This is a genomic window from Aeromonas sp. 5HA1, from assembly GCF_029237245.1.
GTDB classification, from domain to species: domain Bacteria; phylum Pseudomonadota; class Gammaproteobacteria; order Enterobacterales; family Aeromonadaceae; genus Aeromonas; species Aeromonas salmonicida.
In genome coordinates this window covers 62958-84054 of record NZ_JAACFW010000018.1, presented here as the reverse complement: position 1 = coordinate 84054, position 21097 = coordinate 62958, and the positions used below count along the sequence as shown (strand labels likewise).

Annotated in this window: 14 protein-coding genes and 1 pseudogene; 7 read left to right on the top strand and 8 right to left on the bottom strand. The window is 60.2% G+C overall.

Annotated elements, in window-relative coordinates; all coding sequences use genetic code 11:
- The first annotated feature begins 179 nt into the window (after positions 1–179).
- The 6 genes and pseudogenes from GWQ27_RS16160 (at position 180) to nifJ (ending at position 11628) form a co-directional block, all read left to right on the top strand.
- Positions 180–521, top strand: a complete 342-nt coding sequence (locus GWQ27_RS16160; RefSeq protein ID WP_275907778.1) for a DUF1622 domain-containing protein — start codon at positions 180–182, stop codon at positions 519–521.
- A 160-nt stretch (positions 522–681) separates the two neighbouring features.
- Positions 682–2320 (top strand): annotated as a pseudogene (locus GWQ27_RS16155) (alpha-glucosidase).
- A 483-nt stretch (positions 2321–2803) separates the two neighbouring features.
- Positions 2804–4594, top strand: coding sequence for a hypothetical protein (locus GWQ27_RS16150; protein WP_275907777.1), 1791 nt, complete (start codon positions 2804–2806; stop codon positions 4592–4594).
- Positions 4595–4977: 383 nt separating this feature from the next.
- On the top strand, positions 4978–6537 hold the full coding sequence (locus GWQ27_RS16145; protein ID WP_275907776.1) for an ABC-F family ATP-binding cassette domain-containing protein: 1560 nt from the start codon (positions 4978–4980) through the stop codon (positions 6535–6537).
- Between the two features lie 10 nt (positions 6538–6547).
- Positions 6548–7702, top strand: a complete 1155-nt coding sequence (locus tag GWQ27_RS16140) for an MFS transporter (RefSeq protein ID WP_275907775.1) — start codon at positions 6548–6550, stop codon at positions 7700–7702.
- Between the two features lie 383 nt (positions 7703–8085).
- The gene (gene nifJ, locus GWQ27_RS16135) at positions 8086–11628 is read left to right on the top strand and encodes a pyruvate:ferredoxin (flavodoxin) oxidoreductase (protein ID WP_275907774.1); all 3543 of its coding nucleotides are present in this window, start codon (positions 8086–8088) and stop codon (positions 11626–11628) included.
- 81 nt (positions 11629–11709) lie between these two features.
- Here the strand turns inward: nifJ and GWQ27_RS16130 are convergent, their stop codons facing one another.
- Positions 11710–13074, bottom strand: a complete 1365-nt coding sequence (locus GWQ27_RS16130) for an MDR family MFS transporter (protein ID WP_021140393.1) — start codon at positions 13072–13074, stop codon at positions 11710–11712.
- Positions 13075–13260: 186 nt separating this feature from the next.
- Here GWQ27_RS16130 and GWQ27_RS16125 point away from each other — a divergent pair, with 186 nt between their 5' ends.
- On the top strand, positions 13261–13857 hold the full coding sequence (locus GWQ27_RS16125; RefSeq protein WP_275907773.1) for a beta-phosphoglucomutase family hydrolase: 597 nt from the start codon (positions 13261–13263) through the stop codon (positions 13855–13857).
- A gap of 192 nt (positions 13858–14049) precedes the next feature.
- Here GWQ27_RS16125 and GWQ27_RS16120 read toward each other — a convergent pair whose 3' ends face one another.
- The 7 genes from GWQ27_RS16120 to trpS all read right to left on the bottom strand — a co-directional run bounded on the left by GWQ27_RS16120 (position 14050) and on the right by trpS (position 21089).
- The gene (locus GWQ27_RS16120) at positions 14050–14847 is read right to left on the bottom strand and encodes a DUF1338 domain-containing protein (protein WP_169045599.1); all 798 of its coding nucleotides are present in this window, start codon (positions 14845–14847) and stop codon (positions 14050–14052) included.
- A 151-nt stretch (positions 14848–14998) separates the two neighbouring features.
- Complete coding sequence (astD, locus tag GWQ27_RS16115; protein WP_275907772.1) at positions 14999–16468, bottom strand: succinylglutamate-semialdehyde dehydrogenase; 1470 nt, start codon at positions 16466–16468, stop codon at positions 14999–15001.
- A gap of 84 nt (positions 16469–16552) precedes the next feature.
- Positions 16553–17572 carry an arginine N-succinyltransferase gene (astA, locus tag GWQ27_RS16110; protein ID WP_005317100.1) on the bottom strand — a complete coding sequence of 340 codons (1020 nt, stop codon included), beginning with the start codon at positions 17570–17572 and terminating at the stop codon, positions 16553–16555.
- A 75-nt stretch (positions 17573–17647) separates the two neighbouring features.
- Positions 17648–18865 carry an aspartate aminotransferase family protein gene (locus GWQ27_RS16105; RefSeq protein ID WP_059111492.1) on the bottom strand — a complete coding sequence of 406 codons (1218 nt, stop codon included), beginning with the start codon at positions 18863–18865 and terminating at the stop codon, positions 17648–17650.
- Between the two features lie 277 nt (positions 18866–19142).
- Positions 19143–19724: an aminodeoxychorismate synthase component II gene (locus GWQ27_RS16100; RefSeq protein WP_096118611.1), complete on the bottom strand. Its 582-nt coding sequence runs from the start codon at positions 19722–19724 to the stop codon at positions 19143–19145.
- A gap of 21 nt (positions 19725–19745) precedes the next feature.
- Positions 19746–19961 carry a hypothetical protein gene (locus GWQ27_RS16095; RefSeq protein ID WP_005317103.1) on the bottom strand — a complete coding sequence of 72 codons (216 nt, stop codon included), beginning with the start codon at positions 19959–19961 and terminating at the stop codon, positions 19746–19748.
- Between the two features lie 123 nt (positions 19962–20084).
- Positions 20085–21089: a tryptophan--tRNA ligase gene (trpS, locus tag GWQ27_RS16090; protein ID WP_021140399.1), complete on the bottom strand. Its 1005-nt coding sequence runs from the start codon at positions 21087–21089 to the stop codon at positions 20085–20087.
- Positions 21090–21097 lie beyond the last annotated feature (8 nt).

Genomic DNA, 21097 nt, shown 5'->3' with positions numbered 1-21097 from the left:
TACAAAAAGTGGTCAAGTGGAACCAAGCGTCCTATTGCCCATCCATCCAGATAGTATGCGGCTATCACTATGGTTTGGCCTTTATGAATCAATATGTTAATAACATTGTTCTAATCATTACCGGCTAAGGAGAACGCCTTGTGATGGCTTGGTTAGACATTTCAATATGGAGAGAAGGCATGATGCACGGGGTCGAGCTGTTCCAGCTGCTGCTGGAGATCATCTCCATCGCCTGCGTGGTCATTGGCCTTGGCAAGACCCTCTGGCTGGCGGCGCGGGTACGGGATCACCAGCCCGGCTTTCCGCGGATCCGGCTCTGTTTTGGCAGCTGGCTTATTCTGGCGCTGGAGTTCCAGCTCGCCGCCGACATCCTGGCCACCACTGTCGCGCCGAGCAAGGAGGAGCTGATCCGTCTCGCCATCATTGCGGTGATCCGCACCTTCCTGAACTACTTCCTCGGCAAGGAGCTGGAGGCACAGGCTGAGCGCCAGCAGGCTGAACAGATCACGGCCAACCGATAATCCTTTCCCATCATCGGTATTGAAGGCGCCGCCATTCCTGCCACGCATGTGGCAAGGGAGGGCGGCCTGTGACCCTCCCCTCATTTTTGACAATCAGTCAACTATGGAACCCTTTTCAGACGTTCCCACGCCCTGCCCTACGCATCTGCAAACACCTAGAATGGGGTCATCTCTCTGTGCCCGGCCTGACCCATGACCCCTCTCGATAACTGTGTGATTTACCAGATCTACCCCATGAGCTTTCAGGACAGTAACGGCGATGGCATGGGGGATATCAATGGCATTTGCCAGCGCCTCGACTATCTGGCCGAGCTTGGGGTCGACATGCTCTGGCTTACCCCTGTCTATTGCTCCCCCAAACGGGACAACGGCTATGACGTGGCTGATTATCGCCACATAGACCCGGCGTTCGGCACCCTGACCGACATGGAGCAGCTGATTGCGAAGGCTGCCAAACGCGGCATGGGCATCATGATGGACATAGTCGCCAACCATACCTCTACCGAGCATGTGTGGTTTGTACGGGCGCTGGCCGGGGACGCCCGCTATCAGGCCTATTACGTTTTCCGGGATAAAGCCTTCGTCGATGCCCATCCGGTGGAGTCCATCTTTGGCGGCAGCGGCTGGGAGTATGTGCCAGAGCTTGATCGCTACTATCTGCACAACTTCGACATAAGCCAGGCCGATCTCGACTGGGACAACCCGGCGGTGCGCACCGAGATGGCTGAAGTGATCAACTTCTGGCTGGCCAAGGGCATAAAGGGGTTCCGCTTCGATGTGATCGACATGGTGAGCAAGGAGTGGTCGCCCCTTGCCATGAGCAACGGCTCCCGCCTGCACGACTATATCCGCGAGCTCAACGGCGCCAGCTTCGGCAACAAGGGGATCATCACGGTCGGGGAAACCTGGGGGGCGGATCTCGCCCATATGCAGCACTATTCGAACCCGAATGGCAGCGAGTTCAGCATGGTGTTCAACTTCGAGCATCTGGGTCTGGGGCAGGATAAATGGTCATCCCGCTTTGATCTCCTCACCTTCAAGCGGGCGATGGCCCGCCACCAGCAGGGGCTGCACGGCCGGGGCTGGAACAGCTTGTTTCTCGGCAATCACGACCTGCCCCGCGCCGTCTCCCGCTTTGGCGACGACAGGCCCGAGTGGCGCGAGCTGAGTGCCAAACAGTGGGCCCTGGTGCTGCACATGATGCAGGGCACCCCCTTCATCTATCAGGGAGAGGAGCTGGGCATGACCAACCGCCACTGGCAGGCCGATGAGTTGCGCGATGTGGAGGCCATCCACTACTGTGCCAGCCAGGCGGAGCTGGATCCCGCCGAGCTGAGCCGACGACTGGATGCCATCGGCCGCGACAACGCCCGCACCCCGATGCAGTGGGATGACAACCCTCACGCAGGCTTTAGCCCCCCCCCCCCTGGATTGCGCTCAACGACAACTACATGGACATCAACGCCGCCGAGCAGCAGGCCCGCCCCGACTCCTTGTTTCACCACTATCGCCAGCTGATTGCATTGCGCAAGGCCCACCCCGTCATTCGCCACGGCGACTTCGAGCTGCTCGATTGTGATGATCCACAGCGCATCAGCTACCGCCGTCGGTGGCGGGATCCTGCCACCGGCGAGACCCACACCCTGTTGCTGCTCGCCAATCTCACCGCGGGCACCTTGCCCATGCCCCATCTTGACCTGGTGGAGAGGGGGGCCACCCTGCTGATGGGCAACTACCCGGACGCGCCCACGACTCACTTTGCTCCCTATCAGGCCACCGTCTGGCTGATGCAGGCATAAGCGGGTGAGTGACAGGCGGCGCTTCGGGGCCGGCACATGGCCTCCCCGCTTGTGCAGACTCCCAATATCCGCCTCGTTTATCGCCGCCAATACATGACCAGATCCTGACCCTGTTATTTCCCTGTATGGCTCTCCTCCCTATTGGCTTGCACCATTTATCTTTAATCACTTAAAAACTTCGTATTTTCAGGCGGATGGCGACCAGCCTGAAATATAAAAACCGATCTCTTTATAGATAATAGAGATACCACAATGCATTGTTTCTAATGAAGTAATAACGAATTAAAGTCTATTTAATGGTTATTTACAGGATGTATTTTGTGCTGTTTAGCCAGGGTTAAAAGTCAATTCAAATCTGCGGCCTTGTTATTCCAAGCCTGAACCTTATGGTTTCCATCCGGCGCGAGGAGATCCTCGTTCTGCGCCAACATGCAGTTCAGGCTCGCGGGATAGTTATCCCGCCATAACAAAAAGGTAATCATCATGCGTAAAACCGGTGTGGCACTCGCCATCTCGACTCTCTTCTGGTTCAATTCGGCCACGGCAACCCCCATCATATTCCCGGACGACCCGCTGGCCAGCCATGGACCAGAGACGCCCGCCCTCGCTCGCACCTTCCAGCTGGCGCAGGACGATCTGGGCAACCGGATCCACCAGCTCCACCTGCCCCTCCAGACCGAACCGGAACTGGTGGCGGAGCTGGAGCAGATCGGCAGGGAGCAGGGGTTTTCGGTCAGCAGCCACGCTGACATGTACACCTGGACCGAGGACAACATGTGGCTGTCGCGCGATGGTGCCCTCATCTTCCGCCCCCGGGCGCCGCTGGCCGACAAGGATAGCTACCACGTCTTCGTCACCGCCCTGACCGAGCAGAGCCCGCAGGCCGAACAGGAGGGCCACCACAGCCTCGGCAGCCAGGCCTCCCAGGGGCTCAACGACAGCATGCTCTCCCAGGCCGACACCTTTGCCAACGAACAGGGACGGGAGCTGATCCCGACCTTCTCCATCATAGATGGCGGCAACATGCTGACCGGCCAGCGAGCCGACGGCATCCCCTATGCCCTGATCGGCCGCGATGCCCTGCTGCAGACCACCCTGCACCACAGCCGGCTGGACAGTGAGCGCATCGCCGCCCTGCAGGAGAAGATGGAGCGCGACGGCGAGTTTCGGCTGCACCTGAACGAAGAGGAGTGGCTGGGCAGCCCCTATACCTTCCAGAAGGGTCATGACACCGAGGTGGACCTCATCCTGCTGGAGGCGGCCAACCTGTTGCCGCAGGGGCTGGATGAGCCGCAGCGCCACGCCTTTGCCAAAACCGCGCGTGCCAAGGCCGAGCTCGCCAAGTACGAAGTGGATGGGTCAACCCGGGAGGCGGCGGAGCAGCGGATGTTTCTGAGCCCGCAGCAAGGGGAGCGGATTGCCGAGCGCTATCGCGCCATCCATGGCCAACCGCTGCCGGCCTCCTTCGATCTGCTGACCCGCCTCAAGCAGGAGTACGCCAGCCTGGTGGTGACCGCCGATCTCCACTCTGGTTTTGCTGATGACCAAATAGAGAAGGAGCTGCAAACCCTGCAGGCCGATGCCGCCACCCTGACCCGGCTGGGACGCATGCTGCAGGCCGGCGGCTACCAACGCAAGGAGTTGGCCGGCGCCGAGCTGGATGAGCAGACCCGCCGTTTCCTCGCCATGATGGCCATCAGCCAGCGCCTGATGGCGCAGGAGCTTAAGGTGGCCGAGCGCGATCTGGTGATCCTGGCCCAACCCGGTTTTCACCTCGACATGGCCATGCGCCCGCTGGCCGATGGCCGCATTCTGTTCAACGACCCTGCAGCCAGCGAGGCGCTGATCCAGCAGGTACTGACCAATGATGGCAGCCTGAGCGACAGCGAACGCCAGGGCCTCACCGAGACGCTCACTAGCCTGCGGAAACAGGCCGAGCGCTGGCACAAGATCCATGCCCTCATCCGGCAGCAGCTGACCGACGCCGGTCTGCCCCCCATCGCCACCCCGGGCGCCTTCAACGTGAACAAGCGGGCGGTGAACTGGATGAACGGCATCATGGGCACGGCGCAGCAACCCTTCTACATCACCAACGCCGCCAGCATAGCCCCCCTGAATCAGGCCTTCAGCGCCTGGTTGAAACGCGAGGTGCCCGAGCTGACCACCTACTTCGTGGGTCAGACAGCAAGCAGCACGCGGGGGGGATTTAACCAGGCGGAGGCTCTGCTCAGGGGCAACGGCGGCCTGGATTGCATCACCTTGCACCACGAGTAGCGAGGGCTTGATCCAGGCGTTCAACCGATGGTTATTTGACTCACAAGCGGGTTCTGTGTATTTTGCGACCAGAAAATTTTTGTTGGACCGCTTTTCCATGTTGTACATCCTGTTCAAATGCTCTGTCAGGAGGCTGTGCTCCGTGCACTAACACGATGAAGTGTTGCCCGGAGCCATCCCTCTTCTGAATCTTCATCAGCTGCGTGCATGCCCTCTCACAGGGAGGCGGCCCCGCATCTGATGAAAACAGGGGACTCAGGCCGGCGAGATGCTTCATCGCCGGCCTTTTTGTTTCTGATATTCAGGACAAAGTTTCAATATTGCTTGAAACGGGGGGCCGGTACGCCAAGTACCAGCCCCCCGTTTTTTATGGATGTCACATCATGAGTTTACTCACCATTCAAAACCTGACTTGTCACATGGGTGACAAAACCCTCTACCAGCAGGCCAACTTCACCCTCTTCGCCGGCGAGCATATCGGCGTCACGGGAAAAAACGGGGCAGGTAAAAGCACCTTGCTGAAACTGCTGCAGGCGGAGCTGTTGCCCGACGGGGGCGACATCCTCTGGCAGCCCGCTGTGAGCCTCGGTTATCTGGATCAGCATGCCGAGATGGACGCGCAAACAAGGGTGCGCGAATACCTGCACACCGCTTTTGCAGATCTCTACCGGCAGGAGGCCGAGATGATGGCCATCTACGCCTGCCCGGCGAAAAGTGTCCAAGCCCGCCATCTGGCACGTGCCGCCACCCTTCAGGCCAGCCTGGAGAGCCGGTCGTTTTATCTGGTCGACAGCCGCATTGATGCGGTGGCGGATGGCCTGGGGATCACTCAGTTGGGTATGCATACCCGGTTGGGGGAATTGAGCGGCGGACAAAGGCACAAGGTCATGCTGGCCCGCCTGCTGTTGCTCGCGCCGGATGTCCTGCTGCTGGACGAGCCGACCAATTATCTGGATACCCTTCACCTTGACTGGCTAGCGAACTACCTGAACGGCTTCAAGGGAGCTTTTATGGTGGTCTCTCACGACAAGACATTTCTAAACCGGATTGCCACGGCCATTTGCGATATAGACCGGCAACAAATCCGCAAATTCAAGGGTAACGTCGACAAAGCCATGGCTCAGAAAGCCACTGAAGATGCCGCCCACGGGAGGCAATATCTGGCGCAGCAGCGACATATCGACAAGCTGGAACGGTTCATCGACAAAAACGGGGCCGGGGTCAATGCCAGCATCGCCAATGGCCGCAAGAAACAGCTGGCCCGCATAGACAGACTGGCAACACCGGAGCAGGAAAAGGCCGTCGCCTTCTCGTTTCGTAACGCCCCGCACAATGGGCAGCAGTTGCTTGCCGCCACTGAGCTGGTCATTGGCTATCGGCGCCCCCTGTTGGCGCCCATCTCGCTGACCCTTGCTCGGGGCGAAAAGGTGGTGATCGCCGGGTTCAACGGCATCGGCAAATCTACCCTGCTGAAAACCCTGGTGGGCGAGCTGCCCCCGGTATCTGGCCAGCTCGCCCTGTCACCGGCCCTCAAACTGGGTTATTTCGAGCAGGCGCTGCGCTGGGCCGACCCGGATGCCACACCGGTGGATCTGGTCAAAGCTGTGTGCCCGGGCGTGGATGACAAGGTGGCGCGGCAACATCTGGCACGCTTCGGCATAACAGGAAAACTGGCATTGCGGCCGATTGCCTCCCTCAGTGGTGGTGAGCAGACCAGGGTGAAACTGTGCAGGCTGACCCTGCAACCCACCAATCTGCTGGTACTGGACGAACCGACCACACACCTGGATGCCACCGTCAAAGCAGCCCTGCAACAGACCTTGCAGGACTATCCAGGTACTGTGGTGCTGGTCTGCCACGAACGGGAGTTCATCGCCCACTGGCCGGATCGGGTGGTGGATATTCACGCCTTCACTGCCGCTGAACATACGTATTGCGTTTGAGGTCAAAGATATGTTTTTGAAAATATTGCTGTTCTTGATTGCGTTTCTGGTGGGGGCCGATGAGCTGATGCTGGGCCCCATACTGGCTCCCATCGGCAAGGATCTGGGAGTTCGACCCGAGCGCATCACCCTGTTTATCACGGCTTACAGTGTGGCGCTGGCGATGGTCGCCCCCTTGCTGGGTAGCCTCTCGGATCGTCTGGGCCGAATGAAGGTGATGCTGCCCGCCGCCCTGTTGTTCGGGGCGGCCTCAGTCGCAACAGGCCTGGTGGAGAACTTTGAATGGGGGCTCGCAAGCCGGGTGCTCACCGGCCTTGCCAGTGCCGGCATGTTGCCCATCGCCTTTGCCATGGCTGCAGACAGCGCAGGGACAGATGCCATGAAACGCATTGCCTGGGTCCAGGCAGGCCTGACCCTGGGCATGATAGCGAGCCCAGCTGTCGGGGCACTGCTGACCCAATGGCTCTCCTGGCGGGCTGCCTTCATCCTGCTTGGCGTGTGCGCCTGGTGTGTGGCGGCGGCGCTGGCGTTGCTGCCCGCTGACCAGGAGCCGGCAGAGCCATCAAGGGAACATCAGGATGGCAAGGCTACCCGCATACTGGCCATCCCGGGTGCTGTGGGTGCCCTGCTCGCCATGTGCCTGGGTCTGGGGGGCGGCATAGGCCTGTTCAATCTCGTCGGTCAGCATTTGCGCGATACCCAGGACTGGTCCATCGGGTCCGTGGGGGGCTTGTACGCTCTGCTTGGCATCATCAGCGTCATCGGCAACCTGCTGATGCCCCGCCTGTCTGGCCGGGTCAAGAGCGGGCGCACCCTGATGCGTATGGCCTTGGTGGTCTGCCTGCTGGTCAGCGTCTGGTTTTACCTCTATCCGGCGGGGCAACCCATGCTGCTGCCCATGCTTCTGATAGTGCCGCTGCTGCTGTGGGCACTGGCAGGCGGCATAGGATCGCCCGCGCTGCAGGGCTATATTGCGCAGCTCTCTGCGGCTAACAGAGGCATGCTGATGTCACTGGCGATGACCATGATGCACCTTGGCGTGGCGCTCTGGTCCGGTGTCGCCGGATTTGCCTACAGCGCAGGGCCTGTGGCCATGGCCGCCCTGGCCATACTGCTGTTCGGCAGTGCCATCGTGGTCTTGCGGCCGGTCAACGCCACGGCCTGATCACCGACAGAAAGCGGGCGTGAACCAGGCCCGCACCCCAACAGGTCGCCCATCCACCATGAGCGGCGACCTGTTTCCAACTCAAACTGTCTGCGCAAGCAAACATGACTCTTCCATCTAATTATTTAATTTCATGATTTATTTAATTCAACGTTTTCGGTACCGACTCATTCCTGCCACCATTATTCACGCTGGCTCGATAGATATATCCCGACAAATAGACCCGATTATTTTCAAGGGTATAAATGGCGAATAGACGATGTATTAATTGATTATTTATCCCGTTTGATGCGATCTCTCCAACCCTCTTACTATGCCTGCGACCTATCCATGGCCGGTTGCCCGCAACCGGCCTTCAAACTGGCATAGCAAGTGGACAACTCATGATCACCACAGACGGTAATAACGCAGTCGCCTCAGTGGCGTACCGCACCAGCGAAGTCATCGCCATCTACCCCATCACCCCCAGCTCCAGCATGGCGGAGCAGGCGTCGGCCTGGTCGAGCGATCGGGGCAAGAATCTGTGGGGGGATGTGCCTCGCGTGGTGGAGATGCAGTCGGAGGGGGGCGCCATCGCCACCGTCCACGGCGCCCTGCAGACAGGCGCGCTGGCAACCTCGTTTACCTCGTCCCAGGGGCTCTTGCTGATGATCCCCAACCTCTACAAGCTGGCGGGTCAGCTCATTCCCTTCGTGCTGCATGTGGCGGCGCGCACAGTGGCGACCCACGCCCTCTCCATTTTTGGCGATCACTCGGACGTGATGGCGGTGCGCCAGACCGGCTGCGCCATGCTCTGTGCCAGCAATGTGCAGGAGGCGCAGGATTTCGCCCTGATTTCCCAGGTGGCCAGCCTCAACAGCCGGCTGCCCTTCATCCACTTCTTCGACGGTTTTCGCACCTCCCACGAGATAGCCAAGATAGTGCCGCTGGCGGATGACACACTGCGTGCCCTGCTGCCGGAGGCGGCGATCCGCGCCCATCGCGATCGGGCGCTCACCCCCGACAAGCCTGTCATTCGCGGCACAGCAGCCAACCCGGACACCTACTTCCAGTGCCGTGAAGCGAGCAACCCCTGGTATGACGAGGGCTATCGCCACGTGAGCGAGGCGATGGCGGCCTTCGGCTCGCTAACCGGCCGTCACTACCAGCCGTTTGAATATGTGGGTCACCCGCAGGCCGAGCGGGTACTGGTGCTGATGGGGTCCGCCATCGGCACCTGCGAAGAGGTGATCGAACGGCTGCTGGCCAGAGGCGAGAAGGTGGGGCTGGTGAAGGTGCGCCTCTACCGCCCCTTCAGTGCCGAGCATCTACTGGCGGTCATTCCCGAGAGCGCCCGCAAGATTGCGGTGCTGGATCGCACCAAGGAGCCAGGCGCCCAGGCCGAGCCCCTCTATCTGGACGTGATGACGGCGCTGGCCGAGGCGGTCAGCCGGGGCGAGCGTGCCAGCCTGCCGCGGGTCATCGGCGGTCGCTACGGCCTCTCCTCCAAGGAGTTCAATCCGGCCTGTGTGCAGGCGGTGTTTGACGAGCTGATGCTGGATAACCCAAGGCCGCGCTTTACCGTCGGCATCTTCGACGACATCACCGGCCTCTCACTGCCGCTGCCGGTACTCGGCTCTTCGCAACACAAGCCGAGCCAGAGCAAGCTGGAGGCGCTGTTCTACGGCCTTGGCAGCGATGGCACCGTCTCGGCGGCCAAAAACAGCATCAAGATCCTCGGCAACCACACCGACCTCTATCCGCAGGGCTACTTCGTCTACGACTCCAAGAAGGCGGGGGGCCTCACCGTCTCCCACCTGAGGGTCGGCGAGCGGCCGCTGCAATCGGCCTATCTGGTGGATGAGGCGGACTTTATCGGCTGCCACCAGTGGCAGTTCATCGACCTGTACCAGATGGCGGAGCGGCTGAAGTTCGGCGGTATCTTCCTGCTCAACAGCCCGTATGGCCCGACAGAGATCTGGCAGCGATTACCGCAAGAGGTGCAACAGGCCCTGCGTGCAAAAGAGGCGCGTTTCTACATCATCAACGCCGCCAGGATCGCCCGCGAGTGCCAGCTCGGCAACCGCATCAATACCGTGATGCAGATGGCCTTCTTCCAGCTGACCGCCATCATACCGCCGGTAGAAGCCACCGAGTTGCTCAAGCAGGCCATCGCCAAGAGCTACGGCAACAAGAGCGCCGAGCTGGTCGAGCGCAACTGGCTGGCGCTGGCCGCCACCTGCGAGGCGCTGATCCCGGTACCGTTGCAAGTACTCGATCACAGCAGCCATCAGCGCCCCCCCGTGGTATCGGCCAAGGCCCCCGACTTCGTCCAGACGGTCACCGCCGCCATGCTGGCGGGGCTGGGTGACAGCCTGCCGGTTTCCGCCTTCCCGCCTGACGGCACCTGGCCGGTGGGCACCACCCGCTGGGAGAAGCGCAACATCGCCAAGGAGGTGCCCATCTGGCAGGCGGACCTCTGCACCCAGTGCAACTACTGCGTGGCCGCCTGCCCCCACTCCGCCATCCGCGCCAAGGTGGTGGATAAAGAATCGCTGGCCGATGCCCCCGCGACCCTGGACGCGCTCGATGTGAAGGCCCGCGACATGCGCGGCCAGCAATATGTGCTGCAGGTAGCGCCTGAGGATTGCACCGGCTGCAACCTCTGCGTCGAAGTGTGCCCGGCCAAGGACCGCACCGATCCGAGCCGCAAGGCGATCAACATGGAATCCAGACTCGACCACCTCGATGCCCAGAAGGCGAACTACGACTTCTTCCTGGACCTCCCTGAGCGCACGGCCGAGCAACTGGAGCGCATCGATATTCGCACCTCCCAGCTCATCTCGCCGCTGTTCGAATACTCGGGCGCCTGCTCCGGCTGCGGCGAGACCCCCTACATCAAGCTGCTGACCCAGCTCTACGGGGACAGGCTGCTGATCGCCAACGCCACCGGCTGCTCCTCTATCTATGGCGGCAACCTGCCCACCACCCCCTACACCACCAACGCCGAGGGCCGTGGCCCGGCCTGGGCCAACTCCTTGTTCGAAGACAACGCCGAATTTGGCTTGGGCTTCAGGCTCACCGTCGATCAGCATCGCGAGCGGATGCAACGCCTGCTGGCCAGCCTGGGCGACGCAGTCCCGGCCGGGCTGCAACAGGAGCTGCAAGATGCCGGCCTGCCGGTCTCCGAGCAGCGCGCCCAAATCGAGCAACTGCGCGCACTGCTGCAGGGGCGCACCGACGTAGCGGCCCAGGAGCTGGCCCGTGATGCGGACTACCTGGTGGAGAAATCGGTCTGGCTCATCGGCGGCGATGGCTGGGCTTATGACATCGGCTTTGGCGGGCTCGACCACGTGCTGAGCTTGGGGGAGAACATCAATGTGCTGGTGCTCGACACCCAGTGCTACTCCAACACCGGCGGCCAGCAGTCCAAGGCCACGCCACTCGGTGCCATCACCAAGTTTGGCGAGCAGGGCAAACGCAAGGGGCGCAAGGATCTCGGGGCCAGCATCATGATGTATGGCCACGTCTATGTGGCGCAGATCTCCCTCGGCGCCCAGATGAATCAGACGGTGAAGGCCATTCAGGAGGCGGAAGCCTACCCGGGGCCGTCGCTCATCATCGCCTACAGCCCCTGCGAGGAGCACGGCTACGATCTGGCCCAGAGCCACGAGCAGATGAAGCAGCTGACCGCCACCGGCTTCTGGCCGCTTTACCGCTTCGATCCGCGCCGCAGCGACGAGGGCAAGCTGCCGCTGGCGCTCGACTCCCGGGCACCGAACGCCTCGCTGGCCGAGACCCTGAGCCAGGAGCCCCGCTTCCAGCGCCTCGAACGTCAGCTGCCGGAGATCGCCACCCAGCTCTACCGGGAGGCGGAGCTGGATGCAAACCGCCGCTTCGCCTGGCTCAGCCAGCTGGCTGGCAAGGAAGCTCCCCCGCAGGAGTGATCGGCCTGCCGGCGACCAGTGAAACCGGATAACAAAGAGGGCTCCCGTTGGGAGCCCTCTTCACATCCAGTCTGATCGTCATCAGGCAGGCATGGTAGCCAGCTCGTGCCGCTTCAATGCCAATAGTGTGATGAGCAAGGCGGCACTGGCGATCAGCGCCATGCCGATATAGGTGGCGCTGAACCCCGGAGCCAGCTCGACCGGACTCAGGCTGGCCAGATTGTGGCTGGTGCCCGCTGGCAGGGCGGCATGAAACAGCACGGAGCAGATGGCGACCCCGACCGCGCCTCCCAGCTCACGGCCGAAGTTGAACAGGGACATGCCGATGCCGCGATCCGCTGCCGGCAATGCATTTTGCACCACAACCGCGAGGGCCGGCAGCACCAGCCCCAGACCCAGACCGGCAAAGCCCAACCCCAGACTGGCCCAGACATCGAAATGAATTTGCCACAAAGCCAGCGCAGACAGTGCAAAGCCCACCACCACGAACCGCTTGTAGTAACCGGTGCGACCGATCAGCTTGCCGCCGACGAAAGCACCCGCCGTGATGCAGACCATGAAGATCACCATGTAGAGGCCGCTCTCACTGGCCCCCATTCCCTTCTGCCACTGCATCTGCAACGGCAGATAGACCAGCACGGCAAACATCAGCAGTTGCGAAACCAGTGCCAGCAGCACGCTCACCAGATAACCGGGCAACCGCACCAGATGGACAGGCAGGATAGGATCATGGGCACGTCGCTCCACCAGGATCAGCAGCAGCAAGGCAACCGCCAAACCCGCCGCCAGCCAGATGGGGGGCAACGCAGTCTCGGGTGATAACAGCAACAGGGTCAGCGTGGTCACTGTGATGAGCAGTGCCGCCCCCTTCCAGTCGAAACGGCTGTGACGACGCACATTGAGATGCTTGAGGTTGCGGTTCACCAGCCAGATGGCGAGCGCCCCGAGAGGCAGGTTGATCCAGAAGATCCAGCGCCAGCTCAACTGCTCGGTAAAGTAGCCGCCGAGCAGAGGCCCGGCGATGCTGGAGACCGCATACACGGCCGAGATGTAACCCTGATACTTGCCCACCTCCCGTGGCGGTATGCAGTCGGCAATCACGGTAAAGGCAAGTGCAATGAGGCCGCCGCCCCCCAGCCCTTGCAGCACACGAGCCGCCAGCAGGGTCGGTAGATCCTGCGCCAGGGCGCAGGCCACGGATCCCGCCAGAAAAAGACCAATACCGATATTGAGCATGCGTACCCGACCGAACAGGTCGCTCAACTTGCCATACACGGGCAGGGCGGCAGTGGCTGCCAACAGATAGGCGGTCACCACCCAGGTGAGGGCTGCGCCTGCGTTCAGCTCGGCGCCAATGATGGGCAAGGGGGTGGTGACTATGCTCTTTTCCAGTGAACCCAGGGCGATCACCAGGGCCACGCTTGAGAAGATGGTTTTTGGGGACATATAACCGGCTCGCTAATGTGAAATGCCAAAATCTGCGGCAAAGAACTTATTATTGTCTCATAAATCATTATCCGATGGCTAAAACCACTGCCATCCAGCGGCCAGCCCCTTGACCATGACGGCCGTCGCGGCATCCGAACGCCGGATCTGGTAGTGTGGTCTTTTGGCCCAAGAGGAAGCAGACCCATGTCCGAGCAGTTCCGGTTTGATCAATACGACGCCCTGATTTTCGATATGGATGGCACCCTGGTGGACTCCATGCCCCTGCATCTGGATGCCTGGGAGGCAACCAGCGCAGAGTTCGGTCTGCCGTTCAATCGTGAGCAACTCAATGAATATGGCGGCATTCCCACCCGCAAGATAGTGAGCATGCTGGCCGAGCAGCACGGACTGGATATCGATGTGGATGCCTTCACTCGCCGCAAGGTGGCCCTCTATCTGGCGCATATCGACAAGGTCAGCGTCTTCCCCTCCATGTGGGAGCTGGTCAGGGGCTGCCACGGCAAGGTGCCGATGGGCATAGGCACTGGGTCATCGCGGGATCATGCCGAGCGCATTTTGAAAAACACCGGACTGGATGCCTATATCTCCGTGCTGGTCAGTGCCGACGACATCCACAACCACAAACCCCATCCGGATACCTTCTTGAAGGTAGCCGAGCTGCTCGGCGCCAATCCCGCCAACTGCCTGGTGTTTGAAGATACCCAGATCGGCATTCAGGCAGGCAAGGCCGGCGGCATGACCACCCTGCTGGCCACCGAAGGCGCGCTGCAGCAGGTGTGACAGACGAGTATCCTGGCCCACCCTTGCGGGTGGGCTCGGTCGTTCAACTCCGACTCGGCTGAGATATCGCGCAGCGGCCTGGATGAGAGCATATCAGCGACAAACGGGGGTTTACGAAGTCAAGGGATCTGGGCCCGGCACAAAACGCCATAAAAAACGCCCCTTTCGGGGCGTTTTTGCCAACCATCGCCGTTACATGGCGTTGGTGGATTCGAAGATCTTGTCGGCCGAGGCTTCGACGAAGCCCGGGTAGAGCACGCCGTCGGCCTGCGGGTAGCGCAGGGCAAACTCGTAGAAGCAGCTCGGAATGGTGCGCACGCCGTCGCTGAAGGGTACATCCGCCTTGTCGGCCATGGTGGAGGATTGCTCCAGCATCACCTGCGGGTCCCCTTTCACCTCGCCACCCACGCCGTTGAGCACGAAGCCGGCCGCCTTGAGGGCGGCGTTGACCTGCTGGATGGTATCGAACTGCTTGAGGCGATTGATATTGACCGTGAAGTGGTTGGCGCGATAGCCCCAGGCCGCCATCCAGGCGGCGTATTCGCTCTCTGCCAGCAGGGTCTGGTAATCGGCCCAGGAGACCTGCCAGGGCGCCCCCGTGTAGAGGAATGCCTGGGTGTCGGTCAGGTGATCAGGCACCTGCTCAGCCAGCTTATTGATGATGGCCTGGGCCGCCTCGGAGAGCTCCTCCACCTTCAGCTCGCTGATAAACACCTTGGGGGCATCCGGATCCTGATGCTCAAAGTGCTTGGCATAGAGCTTCTTGGCCTTGAACACATACTCACCCTTCTGCTCGTAACCGAGCGCCAGGAAGTGGGCGGCCAGCTTCTCCAGCCCCAGCTTGGGCAGGTTGTAGGTGCGAAACGCCACGTGATCATTGACGATGGGCTCGCCGCCACCCAGCAGGGTGTGGACCTTGAGGGCACTCGGGGTGACTTGAATGTAGTTATCCCACAAGTGACCGAACAGGGTGTCGATATCCTTTTGCATCTCTCTTTCCTTTGATTGCGGGTACAGACAAGGGCACCTGTTCAGTGCCCCTTTTATTTTTTGTTATCAGCGCTCAGCTTTCTGCTATCAGCGCTCAGCGCAGAGGAGGACAGTGCCTGCCGTGGCGGCCTTGCTGTCGGCCTCTTCCTCGTTAAAAGGTCAAACCCGGAGACAGCTGATCCGGCATGGCAGCCTTGCTGTCCTCGACGGAGGCAACGGGATAAGCACAGTAGTCGGCGGCGTAGTAGGCGCTCGCCCTGTGGTTGCCGGAGGCACCTATGCCACCGAACGGCGCGGCGCTGGATGCCCCCGTGATGGGCTTGTTCCAGTTGACGATACCGGCGCGGATCCGCTTGAAGAAATGCTGCCAGTCCGCCTCGTTGTCACCGAGCAGGCCCGCAGATAGGCCGAAGCTGGTGGCATTGCCCTGGTCGATGGCGGCATCGAAGTCGTCGTAGCGAATGAGTTGCAGCAGCGGGCCGAAATACTCTTCGTCCGGCAGTGCACCGATTGCGGTCACGTCTATGATGCCGGGCGACACGAAGCCGGTGCCCGCTTCCAGGTGCTTGAGGGTGAGCAGACTCTCGCCACCCAGTTGTTGCAGGTTGGCTTGCGCAGCTACCATGCCGAGAGCCGCTTTCTCGCTGATCATGGCCCCCATGAAAGGCTGTTCGGCGGCATCATAGAGACCAACCTTGATCTGGCCGACCACCTCCACCAGACGCTTGACCAGGGCATCGCCCCGGGCGCCGCGCTCGACAAACAGACGGCGTGAGCAGGTGCAACGCTGGCCGGAAGTGATGAAGGCTGACTGGACTATGGCATGGACGGCGCCATCCACATCGCTCACGTCCTTGACGATCAGCGGGTTGTTACCCCCCATTTCCAGCGCCAGGATCTTGCCAGGCTGACCGGCAAACTGCTGATGGAGGAAATGGCCAGTACGGGACGAGCCGGTAAAGAAGAGGCCGTCGATATCCGGATTGCCTGCCAGCGCCTTGCCGGTCTCTACCTCACCCTGTACCAGGTTCAGTACCCCCTTGGGCAGACCCGCCTCCTGCCAGATCTTCAGCATGGCTTCAGCCACCATGGGGGTCAGCTCGGAGGGCTTGAACACCACTGTATTGCCCGCGATCAGTGCCGGTACTATGTGACCGTTGGGCAGATGACCAGGGAAATTGTAGGGGCCGAACACGGCGACCACGCCGTGGGGCTTGTGGCGCACGAATGCCTTGGCACCCGGCATGGGGTTCTCGACAGTGCCGGTGCGCTCGTCATGAGCGCGAATGGAGATGGCAATCTTGCCCTGCATGGCGGCCACTTCGGTGCGGGTTTCCCACAGGGGCTTGCCAGTTTCCCGGGCAATGGTGAGCGCCAGCGCCTCCTTGTGCTCGCCGAGCAGATCGGCGTAGCGGCGCACTATGGCCAGACGATCCTCGAGGGCCAGCTCGGACCAATGGTAGAAGGCAGCGCGGGCCGCCTTGACGGCAGCATCCACCTGACTGGCACTGGCGGCGCCCCCTTGCCAGACGACTTCATTCTTGGCCGGATCCATTGACTTGAACGGCTTGCCTTCACCCGCCAGCCACTGGCCGTCGATAAGTTGTACTAAATGGCTCATCAATTCACTCCCTGTGTTTCACAAGCAGCCTTGGCTGCCTGTTTCATATGCGGTTCTGCTGCCTTCAACACCAGACAAGGCGGCTCAGTCGAGATCGACGACACGCACCATGTCGCCATCCTGCACCTTGAGTGCCGCCGCCATCTTGGGCGGAATGATGGCTTCGTGCTTGTCCAGATCGACCCGGATATTGCCGTGGCAGGCGCGATACTGTTCGTAACGGGTGTTGCAGATCAGATGGGTCTTGCCACCTATGGGCTCGCCAATCAGCACCCGCAGCTTCTGGCTGCGGCGCACGCTGCGGATATTCTTTACGTCGCACTCGACGGTGGGGCCGGCATCGAAGATATCAACGTAGCCACGGTTCACGAACCCCTCATCCTGCAGCATCTTGATGGCCGGGCGGGTCTTCTCGTGGGTCTGGCCGATGACGGCGCGCGCCTCGTTGCTCAGCAGGTTGACGTAGATGGGGTACTTGGGCATCAACTCGGCGATGAAGCGCTTCTTGCCGATGCCGGTGAGATAGTCGACGGTAGGAAAATCCATCGAGAAGAAATGCTTTTGCAGCCACTCATAGAAGGGGCTGTGACCTTTTTCATCGGAGACGCCACGCATCTCGGCAAAGACGGTCTTGTCAAACAGCTCGGGGTGCTCGGCCATGAACAGGAAACGGTGCTTGGAGAGCAGGCGGCCATTGAGCCCCTCGCGGGCGCATTCGCGCAAAAACAGGGTGCACAGCTCGGAATTGCCGGTGTAGTCATTTGACAGAGTGAGCGTCTCGACCACGTTGTAGATGCCGAGCTTGGGGGAAGAGTGCACCACCTTGCCGATGTGATAGTTGTAGAACGGCTGGGACAGGCCCACGGCCGCATCGATGGCGCAGGTACCGACCATTTCGCCGGTCTCCAGATCCTCAGCCACGAAGAAGTAGAGGCAATCACCCTTACCTGCCGGTTTGTCCGAGAAGGTCTGGGTCGAGGCATCTATCTTGCGCTGCAGCAGTTCATCGTTGACAGGCAATGATGTCATGCCGGTGCCGGATTCAATGGCACAGGTCTTGAGACCGGCAAAATCTTTTTGCTCGATAGGACGGATAACCAACATAAATGACAACTCCCTTTCATTGACGACAGGTGGGGTCCCGGCTCCTGCCGGGAGGGCTCCCCACCTCAATTAGGATCAGGCGTTAACCACCTGGGCAACCGCTTTCTCGAACCGTGCCAACCCTTCCTTGATATCCGCTTCCGGAATAACCAGTGACGGTGCGAAGCGCACCACGTTAGTGCCTGCTACCAGTGCCATCAGCCCCTGGTCGATGGAAGCCAGCAAGAAATCACGGGAGCGGCCCTTGTAGTCATCGTTCAGCACGGCGCCGAGCAACAGGCCCTTGCCACGCACTTCACTGAAGCAGTGGTACTTGGCATTGATGGCGTCGAGACCGGCGCGGAACAGTTGTTCACGCTGCTTGATGCCGCTCAGCACTTCCGGGGTATTGACCACGTCGATCACCGCCTCGGCCACCGCGCACGCCAGCGGGTTGCCGCCGTAGGTGGAGCCGTGAGTGCCCACTTTCAGGTGAGCCGCGATTTCATTGGTGGTCAGCATGGCGCCGATGGGGAAGCCGCCGCCGAGCGCCTTGGCGCTGGTGAGGATGTCAGGCGTGACGCCAAGACCCATATAGGCAAACAGATCGCCGGTACGGCCAACCCCGGATTGCACTTCGTCATAGACCAGCAGGGCATTGTGCTTGGTACAGAGTTCACGCACCCCTTTGGCAAACTCGTCGGTCGGACGAATGATGCCACCCTCCCCTTGCAGCGGCTCCATCACCACGGCGCAGGTATTGTCGGAGATGACGGCAGCCAGCTCCGCCAGATTGTTGTAAGTCACATGGGTGATATCAGCCGGCTTGGGACCGAAACCATCCGAGTAGGCAGCCTGGCCACCCACGCTGACGGTAAAGAAGGTACGACCGTGGAAACCCTGATGGAAAGCGATGATCTGGGTCTTGTGCTCACCGAACTTCTCGATGGCATAACGACGGGCCAGCTTGAGGGCCGCTTCGTTGGCTTCGGCGCCCGAGTTGCAGAAATAGACCTTGTCGGCGAAGGTGGCGGCAACCAGCTTCTTGGCCAGGCGCAGAGCCGGCTCGTTGGTCATCACGTTGGAAAGGTGCCACAGCTTCTCGCCCTGGGTTTTCAGGGCTTCGACCAGCTTGGGATGGCAATGGCCGAGGCCATTGACGGCGATCCCGCCGGCAAAGTCGACATACTCACGGCCTTCCTGATCCCAGACACGTGACCCTTCACCACGCACCGGGATTATCTTGGCGGGCGCATAGTTGGGAACCATCACTTCATCAAACACTTCACGTGTCACTGCCAACAACTCTGACATATTGCTCTCCTTCGATCTGGCGACAGAATAATCCACCGCCCAAAAGTTAAATCCATGTAAACACATCGGCATTGTCACAGAAAAAAAGCTAAAAGTCTGCAACAAAGCAAGTTACAGGGAACAATGTTCGATTGCCTGTGAGATTTTAGGCAACCGCATTGCATAACGGCTCAGGGGGTATTGGCAAGAGATAATTTGGACAGGGAGGGGGGTGAATAAAGTGTCAGGGAAAATATTTTTGGCCTCATCTCGATTCTGTGAGGCCAATCACAACCATTCAGGAACTTGTCAGAAAATTGGCCAGCAATTGGTGGCCCTGCTCGCTCAAAATGCTCTCCGGATGGAACTGAACTCCCTCTATATTCAACTGCTTATGGCGCAGACCCATGATCTCGTCAAAAGAGCCATCGGCGTGTTCACTCCAAGCGGTAACCTCGAAGCAGTCGGGCAGGGTTTCCCGTTCCACGATGAGCGAATGGTAGCGGGTGACCCGCAGCGGGTTGTTGAGCGCTTTGAATACTCCCTCGCCCTGATGGCGAATAAGGGAGGTTTTACCGTGCATCACCTGACGCGCGCGCACCACCCGGGCACCAAAAGCCTGAGCCAGGGATTGGTGACCGAGACAGACGCCAAGGATGGGGAGCTGACCCGCAAAACGGCTGATGGCCGACAGGGAGATACCCGCCTCATTGGGCGTGCAGGGGCCGGGAGAGATCACCAGATAACGGGGAGCTAGCTGCGCTATGGTATCCAGCGTCAGCTCGTCATTGCGCTTTACCACCACCTCTTGCCCCAGAGCGCCAAAATACTGCACCAGGTTCCAGGTAAAGGAGTCGTAGTTATCGATCAACAAGAGCATGGGGCAACCAGAGGCAGAGAATCAACGATCCAGATAGCGGCCCTGCTCCATTTCGCGCTCGCGCTGGCATTCTGCCAGATAGATGGCGGCGGCAATGGCGGGGGTGTTGTGATATTTGTCGATGGCGTTGGAGACCATCAGTTGCAGGGTATTGAGGTTCTTGGCCTTGCGGAATTTACGCAGCCAGTGACCCTTGTCACCCAACTCTTCAATCGTGGTGTTTAATTCGACAGACATGCTCACTCTTGGGGCAGAAGCCCGCGTTTGAAATTGGAAGATGAATTAACGAATAGCAGGTCGGGTAAAACAAAGAAAGCTAGGCAAAGACCCAGCTCTCTTCTACTACACCTTCCCAGTATGTCAGGCTCGAGGAACGAAGCCGACTACATCATATACGCTGGTCAGTGTTTTTTCAGCCCTTTCACGCGCCTTTTGTGCGCCTGCCGCCAAAATTGTTTGCAGATGAGCCTCATCCTGACGCAACTCGCGGAAGCGCGCCTGAATGGGCTCCAGCAAGGCAACGACCGCCTCGGCGGTCTCGGTCTTGAGGTGACCATACATCTTGCCTTCGAAGTGCTGCTCCAATTCGGGGATGGAACGGCCCGTCACCCCGGACATCAGGGTCAGCAGGTTGGAGACACCCGGCTTGTTCTCGGGATCAAAACGCACCACGGCCGGCTCGTCGGAGTCGGTCACGGCACGCTTGATCTTCTTGACGATCTGCTTGGGATCTTCCAGCAGGCCGATGAAGTTGGCCTCGTTGTCGTCAGATTTGGACATCTTCTTGGTCGGATCCTGCAGGCTCATCACCCGCGCCCCTTCGGTCGGAATGAAGGGTTCCGGCAGGGTGAATACCTCACCGTACAGGTTGTTGAAACGAGTGCAGATGTCGCGGGTCAGCTCCAGATGCTGTTTCTGATCGTTGCCGACCGGCACCTGGTTGGCCTGATAGAGCAGGATATCTGCCGCCATCAGCACCGGATAACCGAACAGGCCGACGTTGACGTTGTTCTCGAAACGGGCGGACTTGTCCTTGAACTGAGTCATGCGCGACAGCTCGCCCATCTGGGTGTAGCAGTTCAGGATCCAGCCCAGCTCGGCGTGCTGCGGCACGTGGGACTGGATAAAGACAGTGCTCTTGGCCGGATCGATCCCCACCGCCAGATAGAGGGCGGCGGCATCGAGACACGCCTTGCGCAGGGCCGCTGGCTCCTGACGGGTGGTGATGGCATGCAGATCGACGATGCAGTAGAGGCAGTCGAAGTCATCCTGCATGTTGACCCACTGACGCAGGGCGCCCATATAGTTGCCTATGGTCAGCTGACCCGACGGCTGAGCCCCGCTCAGTACGATTGGTTTAGTCATGAGAGTGT

Bases quoted from the DNA above. Each gene is read 5' to 3' on its own strand.
- GWQ27_RS16160 (WP_275907778.1), top strand. From the start codon at position 180: ATGATGCACGGGGTCGAGCTGTTCCAGCTGCTGCTGGAGATCATCTCC.
- GWQ27_RS16150 (WP_275907777.1), top strand. From the start codon at position 2,804: ATGCGTAAAACCGGTGTGGCACTCGCCATCTCGACTCTCTTCTGGTTC.
- GWQ27_RS16145 (WP_275907776.1), top strand. From the start codon at position 4,978: ATGAGTTTACTCACCATTCAAAACCTGACTTGTCACATGGGTGACAAA.
- GWQ27_RS16140 (WP_275907775.1), top strand. From the start codon at position 6,548: ATGTTTTTGAAAATATTGCTGTTCTTGATTGCGTTTCTGGTGGGGGCC.
- nifJ (WP_275907774.1), top strand. From the start codon at position 8,086: ATGATCACCACAGACGGTAATAACGCAGTCGCCTCAGTGGCGTACCGC.
- GWQ27_RS16130 (WP_021140393.1), bottom strand. From the start codon at position 13,074: ATGTCCCCAAAAACCATCTTCTCAAGCGTGGCCCTGGTGATCGCCCTG.
- GWQ27_RS16125 (WP_275907773.1), top strand. From the start codon at position 13,261: ATGTCCGAGCAGTTCCGGTTTGATCAATACGACGCCCTGATTTTCGAT.
- GWQ27_RS16120 (WP_169045599.1), bottom strand. From the start codon at position 14,847: ATGCAAAAGGATATCGACACCCTGTTCGGTCACTTGTGGGATAACTAC.
- astD (WP_275907772.1), bottom strand. From the start codon at position 16,468: ATGAGCCATTTAGTACAACTTATCGACGGCCAGTGGCTGGCGGGTGAA.
- astA (WP_005317100.1), bottom strand. From the start codon at position 17,572: ATGTTGGTTATCCGTCCTATCGAGCAAAAAGATTTTGCCGGTCTCAAG.
- GWQ27_RS16105 (WP_059111492.1), bottom strand. From the start codon at position 18,865: ATGTCAGAGTTGTTGGCAGTGACACGTGAAGTGTTTGATGAAGTGATG.
- GWQ27_RS16100 (WP_096118611.1), bottom strand. From the start codon at position 19,724: ATGCTCTTGTTGATCGATAACTACGACTCCTTTACCTGGAACCTGGTG.
- GWQ27_RS16095 (WP_005317103.1), bottom strand. From the start codon at position 19,961: ATGTCTGTCGAATTAAACACCACGATTGAAGAGTTGGGTGACAAGGGT.
- trpS (WP_021140399.1), bottom strand. From the start codon at position 21,089: ATGACTAAACCAATCGTACTGAGCGGGGCTCAGCCGTCGGGTCAGCTG.